Origin of the sequence: Spiroplasma endosymbiont of Glossina fuscipes fuscipes (genome assembly GCF_049669535.1) — a bacterium.
GTDB lineage: Bacteria > Bacillota_I > Bacilli_A > Mycoplasmatales > Mycoplasmataceae > Spiroplasma.
Window position 1 is genome coordinate 55096 of the sequence record NZ_CP187162.1, and the last position, 15327, is coordinate 70422.

Here is a 15327-nt window from a genome sequence, read left to right on the forward strand (position 1 = left end):
TTTTTTTAAATTAAAATTATTGACAAATATATTATTAATTATATAATTATATTGTAACAAGCTCCAATTTATCTCTATATGCTTGTATACTAAAATAAAAAGTAAAGTAATTTACTTTTTTTTAATTTTGATGTAAAATATAGATAATAAAAAAGAACAAAATATTATATTAAGTTCTTTTATATATTGATACAGTTTTATAGGTTTTATTACTCTTTTATTTAATCATATTCGTTAAATAATAGCAATTTTAATATGCAAAAAGGAGTAAAAATGAAAGAATTTAATCCAAATAAAGCAAGTTTACGAACATTCTATCGTAAAATAGATGAATTTTGGCAAAATAAATCACCTAATAAACCATATACTTTGAATGATTTAACCAATGAATTCAACCTTTCTCGTCATTGAAGGCAAGAAATTTATCGGAGCGAAAAGATAGTTCCTTTACTTGAAAAACAAGTTGATAGAATTGAAAGTGAAATAATTAATTTTATGATGAAATCACCTGATGGTGCTAAATTATATTGACAACGAGCATTTAATTATAAATATTCACTACAAGAAAAAGAACTTGAAAAAGAATTAAACTTAAATAATCAACAGCCAATAATTGTTAATTTACAAACTGATATTAGAGATATTAAAAAAGAAAGTGATAATAATGCTTAATCATTTTACTTATTTGTTAGAAACACCTTATTGGTTATTACAAAATAGTAGTATTGGTAATAAATATCCCTTTGCTAAGAAATATGAGTTAGTTAATGAAATTAATCAAATTGGAACACGATATAGTGGTAAGACTATTTCAAATATTAAAATGTTTGGTGAATTATTAAAAATTAGTTTATTAATTCAAGAGCCAATTTGTATTATTGCTAGTATGTATTGAAGTAAAGATTTAAAAGATAGTGTATTTCAAAACATATGAAATATGTTAGATGAAAATCATATTCCTTATACTATTAATTTATCAAATTTTACTTTTACTTTATCAAATGGTAGCAAAATATATTGTAAAGGGTTACATTCACCAAGTCGGAAAGAAAAATTAAAAGCCTTTGCTGATTTGAATAAATATAAATTAGTTATTGATTGAAGAGAAGAATGTGATCAATTTCAACAAAAAGATTTAAGTGATTTAGAATTTGCTATTCGTGGTTATCAAAATAAAATAACAATTAATACATGTAATCCTGAAAGTTTAAAAAGATATATTGTTGGTTATTGTAATCAAATATTACCTTTTAATGAAGAAATAATGCGTAGTAAATATGAACAAATTAACTATATTGAAAAATGAAATATGAAAATTATTATTCATTATTCTAGTTGAAGACTTAATTATGAATTACCACAAGATAAAGTTAATGAACAATTAAGATTAGAACAATTAGATATTGAAAGAGCAAGAGTTTGGAGTTGAGGTTTACCAGGCAATACTAGTGGGTCAATCTTTGCAAGATATATTGATATTATGCAAGCAACAGATATTATACAACCAACTAAGTTATTAGGTGGTGTTGACTTAGCAAACTCTACCAGTCCTAAGGGACATACAACAGCAGCGAGTTTTTGAATATATAATTCATTTGATAAAAAAGCATATAAAGTAGCAGAATATACTCATTCAAATGCTACGCAACAATTTAAAGGACCATTAGAACAAGTAAAAGATATTTTAGAGTTTTACAACAATCAATTAAATCAATATTTTAGTTTAATACAACAAGGTATCACAATTAATGTTGATGATAGTGCTTATGCAACACTAGAAAGTTTAAATAGAGAAAAATATAATTATACTTTTGGTCAATACATGAATTTTAAACCAGCACAAAAGCAGAAGTTTAAAATAAAACATCGTATTGAAGCGTTTACAATGTTAATAAATACTAATCAATTAAAATGATTATGAGAAAAATGTCTTGTAAGTAAAACTCAATATGAATTAATTCAATGAGAAGATAAACCAGATGCCAGAGAAGAACGAATGTTGGACTTATATGATGATACATTTGATAGTGATTTTTATGCCTTACACTTTGAATTAATTCCAATGGTTAAACATAATAATTCAGCAGATTATAAATTATGACAACAAAGGGAGTGAATAACTTAATGAAAAAAGATATTTATGTAATACATGATGAACGTGTAATAAATGCAAAAAGACCTTATATGTCTGTTTGTGGACAAGTTAAAAAAGGGTTTGTCAAGAATTAAAAAAAGATAATATCGCAATATGTAAATTAAATTTATATAACGAATATATTAAGAAATATCAAAAAGTTAAAGTATGTGTACAAGTTTTAGCAAATGAACCTAGTTTATTAACAGTAAATATAATTAATTATGCACTTATCTTAAATTTAAAGGAGCAAAATAACCATGAATAATACTTTCCCTAGTTTACCAAACTTAAATGATATTAATAGTGTTTTAAAATTTTATAATTATGATTGAACTATTAATTTAGCCAATATTATTGCTCGCCATCAAATGCGATTAGTAAATGGTAAAGATATTTTATTTAAGTCTCATCGTAAAGATATTTTAGAAAAATTAAATTGATGATATGAAACTTATAAAATAAAAGAAAAATTAGATAAAAATGAATTAACAGCAAGTTTAATGGGTAAAACTATCTTTGGTTTATTAGAAACATCAGATGGTAATATTGATTTATGAATTAATCCTTTTAACTTTACATCACGTGTAAGTAAAATAAACGAAATTGAACAAGGTGCTGATATTTGATTAAATTATCATCAATCAGATAGTGGTTTTATTTTAAATTTAATTTGTACCAAAGATAAAATAGTTATTAAAGGTTGACCTAAAAATAATGAAATAGTTGTTGGGCAAAGTAAAACACAAATTAAAGATGATGTTAGACCTGTTTTAGTACAAGAATTTAAAAATAAATTAGGTATTGTACCTTTTTGAGAAATGATAAATGAACCTAATCCATTATTTTTATCAACATCAACCACTTTAAATCCATGACCTACTATGGCAAATTGTTATAAATTACAATTTGATTTAGAAGATAGTTTTGATATTAAATCAAAAGAACGATGAGCAAATCGTACTCATTGATATGGAATATTAGATGATGATTTAATGACTGCTTACAATAAAGGTAATAAAAAAGTATTACAAAATGCTTTTGATGATATTTTTATTCAATCAGGTCAATCAGCAGTAGATGGTCAATTATCTCAATCTTTACAAGTAGTACAAGGTACACCAACCTTAGAAACATATACAGAAGACCAAAAAGCAATTATTGAGCAAGTATATTTAGCATGTCATTATTCTAGTCCATTTGGTGATAAATCAGATAATGACCAAAATAAAACACAATCATTATTAACTAAAACAAAAGATTTAGAAAAACAAGCATATTTACAAGCATATCGTAAACAATATTATACTAAAATGTTTGATACTGTTTTAAAATATTATGGTTTATGAGATGGAAATGGTGAACGACCTTATGGATTTGATTTTGTTAGTGCTAGTTTAGTAGATCAAATGCGACAAAATGAATTAATTACTGCTAGATTAGAAAATGGCACAATGGAACCAATAAGAGCCATAACTGAATATGATAATATTGATGAATTAGAAGCAACAAAATATTTTGAAAAAGTAGAAGCATGACAAGATAAAATGCAAGCAAAAGAAATAGAACATAATAATAAATTAATGGAATATGATGAAACTGGTAATAATCAAAATGCTGTACAAGGTAGAACAGAAATTAAGGAGAATTAACAAATGAGTAGAATTAACCCAGGGGTTATGGAAGAATTAAGAAGACAAGCCCACGATACTTTAATAGATATTAGAGAAAACATACGAGATAATAGACATTGAATGGTATTTCCTTTTAATGTTTATAGTTCATATATACCTGATACAGAAACAGGATGAAAACCTAATAACGCTAAACCAAGTGATTATGGTAGTTATACACGAATATTTGATAATATGGAAAGTACTATTGCTCAATGACAAGGTAGTTTAAAAATAATCCAAAAATATAAAGGTGAAGAAATTAATATCTTAACTATTGATGATTTTAAAAATCAACCTATTAACTCAACTATATGAGCCAATAATGAAACACCTTTTGCGATAAAATTAAAAGATGAAAATAATACTGTTTATTGAAAATTAATTGATGGTGAAAATATTTATGATATTAATAGAATGTTAGAATACTTAAATCAATATAAATTAAGTTATTTTATTAATAATGATAATAAAGCCGATAACTTTTATACAAAAGAGGTTAAAGTTGGTAAATATTGAGATGCATATATGATTGATGATAGAAGCTCAATTCAATTTGGTGATGCTAAATTTGAGCAAGTATTTACTCAACAATCAACAGAAAGACAATATACTTTATTAATTTTAGATGAAGATGCAGAGAAATTAAATATTAATGATTATTATAATTTTTATACTGTATTTAATGATCGTGGTTTAAATATTGGTGGTGGTGATATTAATTCTTCACCGCAAGATAGACAATGATTATATCCTTCAAATGTTATTAATTATTATTCACCTTATGATGGTAGTTTTTTATGACAAGAAATTACATTTTCAAGTATTAATGATAAAATTAGTAATAGCGGTTTATCAGTTAGACAATTTATACAAACAAGTGCCCCAGGGGAAGGTTATTGTTTTCCTAAAATAACTTATGATGAAAAATTAAATAAAGGTATTGTTGAATTAGATGATATCTTATTAAAAGACCCTGGTGTTAGAGCAATGGCAGTTAAATTTTATGGTAATCCTATCTTTTTTGATATGCCACTTATTGGCCGACCAATTATTAAAGGTCAATTTAATAAAAAAGTAATGAATTCTCGTGATTTATTAATGTATAACATGTATCCTGCTGCTCCTGATAAAATTAATACTTATGCTTCACCTGATGTAAGTTGATATAACATTCAAGGTATTCAACCAACAATGATAACAGGATTTAAAGATTGAAAAACAGATATGGAAAGTAGATATGACTTTTGAAAACAAAAAAATAGTGAGGGTATTGTTATAACTGACCCAACTACTACATCAGCAACTAATTCTAGTGTTGGTAGAAATATTCATACAGAAGATGATAATTCTAAATTTTATTGATCTAAAAATTGAAATATAACACCACCAAATAAAGTTAAAGTAAATAGTGGTAATGTTGATAATATTATTAGTACGCAAGCATCATCATATTTTAGAAGAAAAGATGAATTTGGTAATACTGTTGGTCAAGTTCAAATTGAATATAATAAAATGGGTTCTTCTAATGTTTGAGATATTTTAAATATGAATAATTTTATTAATCGCCAAATTACAGTATTACCCTTAAACTATACGCAAAAATTAGTATTTAATCCTTTTACAATACCAGGTGGAGTTGGTAAATTCTTAAACTTTATTTCATTTGGTATTCCTTGAGGTTGAGTTATTAATCAAGATGAAAAAACTTGACCTAATTTTCAATTTCTTAATGGTTTTATGAGTGCTAATATTTATAGTTTTTATAATGATGCATTTTGAGGTGATGATGCCAAAGGTAAAGGTTATTTACCATTTGAAATATTTAGAGAACAAGGTAATGATAAAGTTGGTGCTATCTTTGGAGCAAATGCTACTAGTTTAGGTTTTACTACTTTATTAACTGATAAAGTAAAAGGTACTGTTTTAACTAATGATGGTAAACCAACTGAAGAATTAGTATATTCAACTTATAATTTAAAACAATTAAATGAAAAAACTAACCGAGTTTATTTAATTAACGAACAAACCAAAGCAGTAGATGCTCAAACCCCAGTTAGTGATAGTGAAAAAGATAATGATTTAGAATTTTTACAAACACCAGATGGTACAAATTGTAGTTATATTATTGATATGTTTTCAATACAAGCCTTATATAAAGGTAATTTTGAAATTATCTTTTATGCTGATAATCCATATACAAATAATGAAGAAGATTATTTAAGATTATCAGTATGGAGTTTCAGAGGTAAAACAAAAAGTACCTTAAATAATTATTTACGTGATATGACAACTAACTATAAAACTAGTTTCTTATTACCACACGACTATGAAATACCTACCTTTAATTACCCACAATATGTTCTCCCACCAGTACCATATAACTATAAACCTTATACACAAGATATCTGAGATGCTAAAATAGGAAAAGCATTAAAAACTAAAATTACAGCACTAGCACAATGTAAATCAACTATTTCTTTTATTTGAAAAAAAGACTGAATTAATTTATTTAATAATAATTATTATGATGCTTATTATGAAACTGAAATTGATTTAAAACAAATTGACCCCACAATTCAAAGTATAGATAAATTTATTAGTTCTTATAAAACAATAGAAATAAGTAATCTTAATAATTTACAAGTTAATTGTTTCAAACCTGATATAGAAAGATTTATTAAAGATAGGAATGTAAATATTCTAGGAGGTTATTCTAATTGTGAAAATAATCTCGGTTGGTTTTCCAACGGAAAATTAAAGTTTGATGGTGAACCACAAAAGGATAATATTAATTTTGAGAATATAATAACTTTATATACTGATAATATAAAAGTAAATGATGTTCAAACATTTGCTACTGCTTATACTAATGGTTTACCAAGTGTAAGTTATCAAAATCGTTATTCTCTTTCTAAAAATTGTGATTTTACTTTTTTATTACAAACAACAAAATTATTTGATAATGGTGATAATAAAATTAAAGAAACATATTTACAAGCATATTATACAAATAATATGAAATTAAAAATTAGATTTACAAAAGTGGTTCGTCCTGATTTTTCATTTTATTATTCAGATATGCCAGTTGTAAAACTTTATAAATATTTTGGTAATGACAAAAATATAACAATAGACTTAAATGCATTGGGTGTATTAAATATGGTAAATAATAGTGATAACCCTATTCAAATTACAATTAAACCAAGGTAAAAATAAAAAAGAGATATTAAATATCTTTTTTATTCTCCATTAATTTTTATATTTCCATTATTATCAATAATTAAATCAGGTTCTTGTGTATCTAAATTTCAACGATAAACTGATTTAAAATAATTACTATTTATTTCTCATCATTTAGGCCTTTCATAAGTAAAATCGTATCTATTTATAACTAAACCTTTTGGAGAAACAAATAAATCATGTTCTTTATAATGGTCAAGTTTTCTTTTTAATGAAATAGAATTTAAATCTATATTGTGTTGAAATTTAATAATTTTTCATTCTATTTTTTCATCACCACGCCAAACAACATAATAATATTTATTATCAACCTTATTAAATGGTTTTTCTTGTGGTGCTATTCATTCTAAGTTATTTTTAATTTGTTGATTTGTTGTATTTATTTTGTTTTCTTCTTTTAATTTTGCTAATTCTTCTTTTGTATATTCTTGTTGTGGTTTATTACAAGCAACTAAACTCGTTGTACTTGTTCCTACTAATGATATTGCACCAATAATACTTAATAATCTTTTCATTCCAATTAACCCTCTTTTCTATTAGTTAAATTATATAAAAATATAAATAAATGTAAATACCTTTATTAATTGTTTTAAGAGCTATATTAGCAATGAAATATATTAAGTTATAATATTTATATTAATAGTTGTATTACTAAAATAATAGTGTAAAATAAAGTTAACGGTTTATCCTTTTAACAAAAAAGTAATTTACGGTTTATGCTTTCCGCCTTAAAAAGACTTATGCTGACTTGTTATTCGGACAAGAATAAAAAAAGAGAGGTTTATAAAATGGCACTTACAAAAGAACAATTAATAGAACAAGGTTTAAGTGAAGAAATAGCAGATAATATTTTAAATGAATTTCATAATGAAACAAAACAAATTATTGAGGGAATACAAAAACGAAAAGATACTATTTCAAAAGAAGAGTATTTAAAAGTTGCTAATGAATTAGATGAGTTAAAAGCATTTAAAGGTGTTCCATCTACTAAAATTGAAGATATTAAAACTAATTTAGATAAAGTTAGTGGTAATTCTTTAACTGAAAAAATGCAAACTTTAAAAGAATTAAAACCTGATTTGTTTGTTGAAGAACAACAATCAATTTCACCAACTAATTTTATTAAAGATATGATTGAAAAATCAACTGAAAATAAAAATGATGAAATTGAAACTATTAAAGAAAAAGGAGCATATACTCCTGATGAAATTAAAAAAATAACTGATTATACACTTAAAAACCTTAGATAATAAGGGAGTGAAATATTATGGCAACAATTAATTTGCCACAAGTACCTTTTACATTGGAAGGTAATACAACAGATCAAAAAGCATATGTTGATATGGTTAATGCTTTATTGCGTGGACCTTTATATAATGAATATGCAAGTATTATGCAATATGCAACTGCAACAGCAGAACAAGTTGCTTGATTACCAAATGCTGGTCAAGCATTATATAATTTAACTCATCGTGTGGTATGACAAAATGATTATTCATTACCAAATGGTGGAACAACTCAAACAATGGGATTAACAAGAATTCCAGTTCCTATTGATAAAAGATTTAATTTAAAATTAATGAATGAGGCTTTTGATTTAGCATTAATAGAACAAAATATTAAAAATGGTGTTATTGCTGATGCTATTTCTAGTGTTGTACAGAATAAATTTGTTAATTTAGAATGTGAATTAATTCAGGCTATTTATGATTATTGTTTATCAGATGGTCAATATGAGGTAATTCCATTTCGTAGTTATACAGCTGAAAATGCTGATGATGCAAATAAAGCATTCTTTACATTAAATGAAACTTTGATTGAATTAACAAACCAAATTAGTAATTTATATTTTGGTTTGCCAACAGATAAAATGTTTATGGTTTTAGGGCGAAGAGCATATTTAGGATTAACACCTGCTTATTTAAAAGTAATTGGTTCACAAGCTCAATTAAAAGCAATGGTAAATGGTGAATTATATGAAAATACAGCAATGGGAATTCCTGTATCTAAAAGTTTTCATTTAGAAAAAACATATACAAAAGGACAAGTTAACCGAGATAAAGGTTATAATTTTAATAATGTAAATGGTTTAATTATTAATAAACAAGTATGAGCATATCCAATTAATATGGATACTATTCAACAAGTTTTAGATAATGATACTGCTAACCCTAAATGAATTGGTAAAGTTCAATATGCAACACCAACAATTTTATATCCAAAAACATGTAAAATTATTTTAGAAAAACAACCAACACAAGATGAAATTAATACTGCTAAAAGTAATCTAAATAAAACATTTAGAGTTCCAATTGATTATGTAATTCCAGCAGCAAGTAAAATAGATATTAGTAAAATTAATAAAATTGATGAACCAAATATAAAAGTAAAAAATCCGAACAGTGTTACGCAACAAGAATTAACACCACAATTTAAAGATGTTGTTTTTAAAGCGGTTAAAGAAATAGATAATTCTTTATCAGAAAATGATTTTAATTACTTTATTGAAAGTGAGGGCGTTGATTGACCTATTAATTTAGTAGATGGAGAAAATGTTTTTGTTCAAATTGAGGGTAAAAATAACGCTACTGGTCAAACAAATCCTATTAAAGTTGTTTTAAGACCTATTGCACCTTAATAAATAATGAACTTACTAATATTACGAGTTTTAACTTTATTAGTATCTAATTTAGAAAATAAACCTTTAATAAGTAAATTTGTAAATTTAATTAATAAAGTTAATCAAATTCAAAATAAAGTATTAAAGCCAATTAATTATATTACTGATAAATATAATAAAATTACAAATAAAGTTGAAGATATTTATCAGTGATTAAATCCATTTACTTATTTAGATTTAATTAAAAAAGGTCATAAAAAAGAAATACAACAAATATTAAGTCAATTAGAAAAAGATAATAATATTAAAAATAGAGAACAATTTAAAAATGAAAATTATCTAAATACTAATTGACAACCTTTAAATAGTAGTTGACTTGATAGTGGAATGTTTAATATTACAAATAAGTTAACTTTAACAGGTAATTTAACTATTTTAATATATACAAAAACAGCAAAACATCCAAAATTTTATGGACCTTATGTTTATCCTAGTGTTCCAGTTGAAATTTGAAAATTATTAAGTAATGCTGTTTCTAATGCTGGAACTTTATTTTGGCGTTATTGATTAAGAAAATGATTACCTAGTCATTTAAGAAATTATATTAAAAAACGATTACCACAAGCATTAAAAGAAAAATACCCCAAAGGAACTACTAAATTAACATTACCAACAGTTCAAAAATTACAACAAATTAAAAACTTTATTAATAATTTAAAAATTGGACATTTTAATTTTAATTTTGCTGGTGAAATTAATAATAAAAAATGGTATCGTGAACGCCGAAGTGATGTTAAAAACATTAAGAATTTATATAAAACACCAGTTAATAATAAATTTTATCAGGTTAATAAATCTATTAAAACAATTAAGAAAACAAGAACAAGAGTTAATAGTTATAAGCCAAGTAATTTAAAAAATAAATATCGTAATCAATTAAGGGGTGTTTTATATGGAAAATAATTTAAGTAATTTGTTATTTATAACAGTTGAAGATGTGAAAGAAAGTAAACTTTGACAACCTATTAATGATAGAAAACAATCTGCTTATAATGATAATTTAATTTATAATGCTATTTTAAAAACTAGTTTATGAATGGATAGATTATCAGGTGGAACAATTTCCGATAAAATAAATAAAAAAGATTTATTTCCCTGAGTAAAAAAAGATAATACTGGTTTAATTGAATATGATAAATGATTAAGTTATATTCAATCTGCTTGTTTATTAGCAGTTATTAATTGATATTTACCAAAAGGAGTTAATGATTTAACTGGTGGTGCTTCATTTTCACAAGGTGGCGTTGCTTATTCACAAACTAATGACCCTGAGGCAAATGAAAATATTACTCGTGATGTTAAAAATGCTTTAAAATTAGCAGGTGAAATTATTGATATTATATCTAGTAAAACAGTATCTAGACCTTATAATTATAGTTTAGATAATTATGCTCATTCATGAGAGGAAGAATATAAACATATTAGTAAAAAAACTTTTTATCCAACATTATTATTTTGATTAAAAGAACGATTACAAACAGATAATTCAATAAATATTACTTATCCAACTATTAATGATTTTAGTAAGATTGATTATAACGAATATATTAAATTAATAGTTCCATTTGATAATGATACAATTTATAATGAAAATGGAGTTTGAAAAGCAAAAAAAGGTGGCGATGTTCCATCAGATGTTATTAAAAATAGTGATTTAGATAAAAATTATATTGATAAGCAAAATGGTAAATATATTGTAAAAACATCACAAGATATTAATACTAAACAAGATAAAATCCAAAATGGCGTTGGTATTAGTATTAGTAATGATAATCATATTAATTTTAATTTAGGTCGTACTTTAACAATGGGAGAAAATAATACAATTGAAGTAAAAGATTATACTCCAACGCAACATCATTATTGAGAAATTGTAGATACTAGTGATTTTATATCAGAAAGCACAAGTTATATTTTTAATAAATATGATAGCAATTATGAATATAAAATATCAGTATATGGATTAGGAAACGATAACATATCAGGAATGTTAAGTTTTTATCCAATTAATGATAATATTAATTATTATAATAATTGTATTGCTATTTGAAATCAAGATAATTTATATACTATTTCATTTAAAGTATCTGATAAAAAAATAAGAGTTTATAAAAAAAATATAATATATGAAAAAATAAAAAATATTGTAATTATGCGTAAGAAAAAAATAAGTTAGAAAGGAGTTTAATTAATGAAACAAGATAAAACAACTTGATTAAAGGGTGCATTACCGTGAAATTGATTTAAAAAAGACCCTATTCCGACTTATAATTGAACTCATAAAGATATTAGAGAATGAGAAAGAAAATATAAAATTCGTAGTTGAGTAGTTAGTTTTTATACATTAATATTTTTAGTATTAAATTGTTGATTAGAATATGGAATGATTAATGCAATTAAAGATAATATTAATTGGTATAATTATGGTCAATATTGAGGTAATGGCATTGCTATTTTATTAACACCTTTATTTACACACGGAATTCAGGGTATATTTGTTGCTAGTAGTAAACCCAAAGTAGATATGAAAATTGATATACCACGATTAAAAATATCCAAAATGGGATTAGTATTTACAATATTACCTTTAATTACTTTAATAATTTCTTTAATTATTATTTGAATTGATAAATCAAAATGAAAAAAAGACCATTTAAGACATTGTTTAGATTGTCGAATTAATCCGCGTGTTATTCAACCACGAATAGCAAAAGCATGAAATAAATTAGATGGTATAACAGAAGATATATTTAAAAATATACAGAATGAAAACATTAAAAAACAAAAACAAGAATTAAATATAAATTAAGATAAACTATATAGGGGCGGTTGATATTTTGGGTGGTTATATAGTTTAATTTATAAATTATTTTGTTCTGAAAGGATGGATGGCCACTGTTTGAGTAAGGATAAGAAAGGAATTAAAAAAATGAATGAAACATTAATGATTACTTTACTTGTGTTAGCAGGTGCTGGTGGAATGGGTAGTCTTGGTATTCTTGGATTATCTGCTAAAAAAATTAAAAAATATAAAGCAGAAATTAGAGAATTAAGAACTGCTGTTATTGCACACGAAAAACATTTACGAGGACCTGAATATGCAACAGAATTAGTATTAAAAACAGGTCAAATTAAAAATGTTAAAAAACAAGTTAAAGTAAACGACAAAAAACAAGCACAAAAAGATGCTATTAGACAACTAACAAATAGTATTTAAAAAAATAACCAATTAAGGTTATTTTTTATTTGTTTTCTAAAAGTTATCTTCTATCATACGCATTATTATTCTGATTCCAAATTGATTTGGATTTCTCTTTATTTGTTCTTCACAAAATTCAAAAGCATAATTTTTCTTTCTAATTCTTCTGTTTTCATCTTTACAATTTTGACACTTACAATTTCCACACATTTATTTAACCTCCTTTTTTATTTTCTAATATAACTAAATTCTTTTCCCCATATGTTTTTTTATAATATTCTCAGTATTCAGTTGAATTAATATTTATATCTTCAATATCTGATCCAGTAATATAATTACCTAATGGTGTTTTACAAGGCCTATTACCTTGTAAGGTTTTATAACATAATATATAGTTATTCATTATCATTGTTGCCTTTTGTAAATTCTTGAATATCTTTAAATAATAATTTATTTTTTGATATATCGTGTGGCCCTAAATTTTTTCTTGCTTTTATTCATGGTAATGAATAACGAGTTTTTTCTACTAATTCTATTGATGACATATTTATGTATTTTTTTATATTTTCATTAATAAAATTTTTCACTTTTTCATCTGTTAAGTATTGTATTTTTTCTATTTCTAAATATTTATCAGTATAACTTTCTATTTCAATAAAATTATATCCATTATATCTTATATGGTTAAAAATTTTTCTTATAACTGGACCATAAATCCATGCTTCAAATTCATCATCAAATAATTTTTCATCATATTGTTTTAAATAATCTAAATATAAAAAATATAAAATTTTTTGTAATTTAACAGGTTCTTTAATATTATATTTTTCAACTAAATACTTTGTGATAGAAAAAATAATATCGTTGTTAATTTTATATTTTACTTTATTCATTATCATTTCCTCCTTTATTATTTATAATATAATAATTAATAAAATGCTGTATTTTTTGATTATTAGTATATAATTCAGGTAATTCATTTCATACTTTTTCTTGGTTTTCATTTAAGTAAACATTAACATTACGAATTAATTTAGAATAATATTTTCCTGTTTTTTGATTATATGATTGTTTCATAATTAACCCTCATAATTAGCAATAATAATTGCATCGCGGAGATGATTACTTATTTTTTCATTATTATAGAATCAACCTTTACCATATTCATAAGTTAAATTAACATCTTTTTCAAATTCTCATAAACAATTATCATTATATTTACTTAAATTTTCCATATTTTTAACAACTGATTTAGTATGTTTTGGTGATACTCAATTAATACTATTTCAAAATTGTTTTTCAACAACACCTAATAATCTTAATAAATCATCACGGTCTTTTGAACCATTAGAATTTGTATATAAGCAATTTTCAATATTTATAATTTCATTTTGATATAGATATTCTCAAATAATTTCAATAATATAAGTAGCATGACATTTTCAATCTTTATTATCAAACAATTCTTTTCTAATAAGTTTATTATCTTCAAAAATAGCAATAGCGGTAGTACCAGTTCCTGATGGGTCAATACCAATTTTTATCAAGTTGCTCATTCTTCATCATTGTTATTAACTGCTGGTACTACATTTGATATATCTTCTTCTTTAACTACATTATCGTTTGTGTTAGCTATTTCTGTATAAGATGGGGTATTTATATTATTTGATAATGGTTCATCGCTCATTTGCCCCTTATTTTTGGCGACAGTAATATCATTAAATGGAATATATTCAAAATTACCATCTTCTTTAATTTCTTTTTCATCTAAATCAATATCTGAAATATCAATACCCATTTCTAATGCTAATTTACGATATAATTTAGCTTCAACCATTTCTTTTGGTCATTTATTTCAAGGTGAATATTCACTATTTCCACTTGGACTACTATTTTTTAAACGATCAATATCTGCTTTTCTTAATAAAATACCTTGATAATTTCCATTCATATCTTTTGCAAAAGCATAAGCACCAATAATTTCATTATAATCACTAGTATTTGCATTAAAATTAATATCATGTATTTTAGGACATGAATTTAAAGTATCTCATTCAAATTTTTCACCTTTAAATATAATTGCTTTTCGTGGACTATATCCTGCTTCTTCAATTTTTTTACAATAAACTTTACTATCAATAATAGTTGTTAATTTATTTTTAAATGGAATAATATTAAAATCTTTACTAAAAATTAATCCTTTATTACTTAATTTAATAATTCCTAATGCTGTGATTTTAGCATTATCAGCATTATTAATTAATTGCATATAAGATTGTCCATTTTTCATTTTTAATTCTTCAAGTGCTAAAATATTTTCTTTTAAATATTTATCATTAACTTTAATTTCATATTTAATAATTGCACCTTTAATATATTGCTGTAATTCATTTGCCAT

Annotated in this window: 17 protein-coding genes; 10 read left to right on the forward strand and 7 right to left on the reverse strand. The window is 24.0% G+C overall.

What is annotated here, in order from left to right:
• Positions 1–255 precede the first annotated feature (255 nt).
• From ACOBWH_RS00330 to ACOBWH_RS00345, 4 genes are all read left to right on the forward strand, one after another.
• Positions 256–672, forward strand: coding sequence for a hypothetical protein (locus ACOBWH_RS00330; protein WP_424525643.1), 417 nt, complete (start codon positions 256–258; stop codon positions 670–672).
• Positions 665–2125 carry a PBSX family phage terminase large subunit gene (locus ACOBWH_RS00335; protein WP_424526593.1) on the forward strand — a complete coding sequence of 487 codons (1461 nt, stop codon included), beginning with the start codon at positions 665–667 and terminating at the stop codon, positions 2123–2125. Before ACOBWH_RS00330 ends, ACOBWH_RS00335 begins: the two co-directional genes overlap by 8 nt.
• A gap of 269 nt (positions 2126–2394) precedes the next feature.
• Entirely contained in the window at positions 2395–3786 is a 1392-nt protein-coding gene (locus ACOBWH_RS00340; protein WP_424526594.1) for a hypothetical protein, read from the forward strand.
• Positions 3787–3789: 3 nt separating this feature from the next.
• Positions 3790–7020: a hypothetical protein gene (locus tag ACOBWH_RS00345; RefSeq protein ID WP_424526595.1), complete on the forward strand. Its 3231-nt coding sequence runs from the start codon at positions 3790–3792 to the stop codon at positions 7018–7020.
• Positions 7021–7049: 29 nt separating this feature from the next.
• On the opposite strand, the gene ACOBWH_RS00350 is transcribed toward ACOBWH_RS00345, so the two are convergent.
• Entirely contained in the window at positions 7050–7565 is a 516-nt protein-coding gene (locus ACOBWH_RS00350; protein WP_424526596.1) for a lipoprotein, read from the reverse strand.
• A gap of 273 nt (positions 7566–7838) precedes the next feature.
• On the opposite strand from ACOBWH_RS00350, the gene ACOBWH_RS00355 reads away from it, so the two are divergent.
• The 6 genes from ACOBWH_RS00355 to ACOBWH_RS00380 all read left to right on the forward strand — a co-directional run bounded on the left by ACOBWH_RS00355 (position 7839) and on the right by ACOBWH_RS00380 (position 12947).
• A complete protein-coding gene (locus ACOBWH_RS00355) occupies positions 7839–8300 on the forward strand; it encodes a hypothetical protein (protein ID WP_424525653.1) in 462 nt (153 codons plus the stop codon).
• Positions 8301–8317: 17 nt separating this feature from the next.
• Positions 8318–9688 carry a hypothetical protein gene (locus ACOBWH_RS00360; protein WP_424526597.1) on the forward strand — a complete coding sequence of 457 codons (1371 nt, stop codon included), beginning with the start codon at positions 8318–8320 and terminating at the stop codon, positions 9686–9688.
• Positions 9689–9694: 6 nt separating this feature from the next.
• A complete protein-coding gene (locus tag ACOBWH_RS00365; RefSeq protein WP_424525657.1) occupies positions 9695–10633 on the forward strand; it encodes a hypothetical protein in 939 nt (312 codons plus the stop codon).
• On the forward strand, positions 10623–11906 hold the full coding sequence (locus tag ACOBWH_RS00370; protein ID WP_424525659.1) for a hypothetical protein: 1284 nt from the start codon (positions 10623–10625) through the stop codon (positions 11904–11906). The genes ACOBWH_RS00365 and ACOBWH_RS00370 overlap by 11 nt, the downstream gene beginning before the upstream one ends.
• Before the next feature lie 15 nt (positions 11907–11921).
• The gene (locus tag ACOBWH_RS00375) at positions 11922–12539 is read left to right on the forward strand and encodes a hypothetical protein (protein WP_424525661.1); all 618 of its coding nucleotides are present in this window, start codon (positions 11922–11924) and stop codon (positions 12537–12539) included.
• 75 nt (positions 12540–12614) lie between these two features.
• Positions 12615–12947, forward strand: a complete 333-nt coding sequence (locus ACOBWH_RS00380) for a hypothetical protein (protein WP_424526598.1) — start codon at positions 12615–12617, stop codon at positions 12945–12947.
• Between the two features lie 36 nt (positions 12948–12983).
• Here ACOBWH_RS00380 and ACOBWH_RS00385 read toward each other — a convergent pair whose 3' ends face one another.
• The 6 genes from ACOBWH_RS00385 to ACOBWH_RS00410 are packed head-to-tail and all read right to left on the reverse strand — an operon-like array spanning position 12984 to position 15327.
• A complete protein-coding gene (locus ACOBWH_RS00385) occupies positions 12984–13139 on the reverse strand; it encodes a hypothetical protein (RefSeq protein ID WP_424525665.1) in 156 nt (51 codons plus the stop codon).
• A gap of 4 nt (positions 13140–13143) precedes the next feature.
• Positions 13144–13332: a hypothetical protein gene (locus ACOBWH_RS00390; protein ID WP_424525667.1), complete on the reverse strand. Its 189-nt coding sequence runs from the start codon at positions 13330–13332 to the stop codon at positions 13144–13146.
• Positions 13325–13822: a Panacea domain-containing protein gene (locus ACOBWH_RS00395; RefSeq protein WP_424525669.1), complete on the reverse strand. Its 498-nt coding sequence runs from the start codon at positions 13820–13822 to the stop codon at positions 13325–13327. The genes ACOBWH_RS00390 and ACOBWH_RS00395 overlap by 8 nt, the downstream gene beginning before the upstream one ends.
• The gene (locus ACOBWH_RS00400) at positions 13815–14006 is read right to left on the reverse strand and encodes a hypothetical protein (RefSeq protein WP_424525671.1); all 192 of its coding nucleotides are present in this window, start codon (positions 14004–14006) and stop codon (positions 13815–13817) included. The genes ACOBWH_RS00395 and ACOBWH_RS00400 overlap by 8 nt, the downstream gene beginning before the upstream one ends.
• A 2-nt stretch (positions 14007–14008) precedes the next feature.
• A complete protein-coding gene (locus tag ACOBWH_RS00405) occupies positions 14009–14485 on the reverse strand; it encodes a hypothetical protein (RefSeq protein ID WP_424525732.1) in 477 nt (158 codons plus the stop codon).
• Positions 14470–15327 (reverse strand): recombinase RecT, encoded by an 858-nt coding sequence (locus ACOBWH_RS00410; protein ID WP_424525734.1) that lies wholly within the window; start codon positions 15325–15327, stop codon positions 14470–14472. Before ACOBWH_RS00410 ends, ACOBWH_RS00405 begins: the two co-directional genes overlap by 16 nt.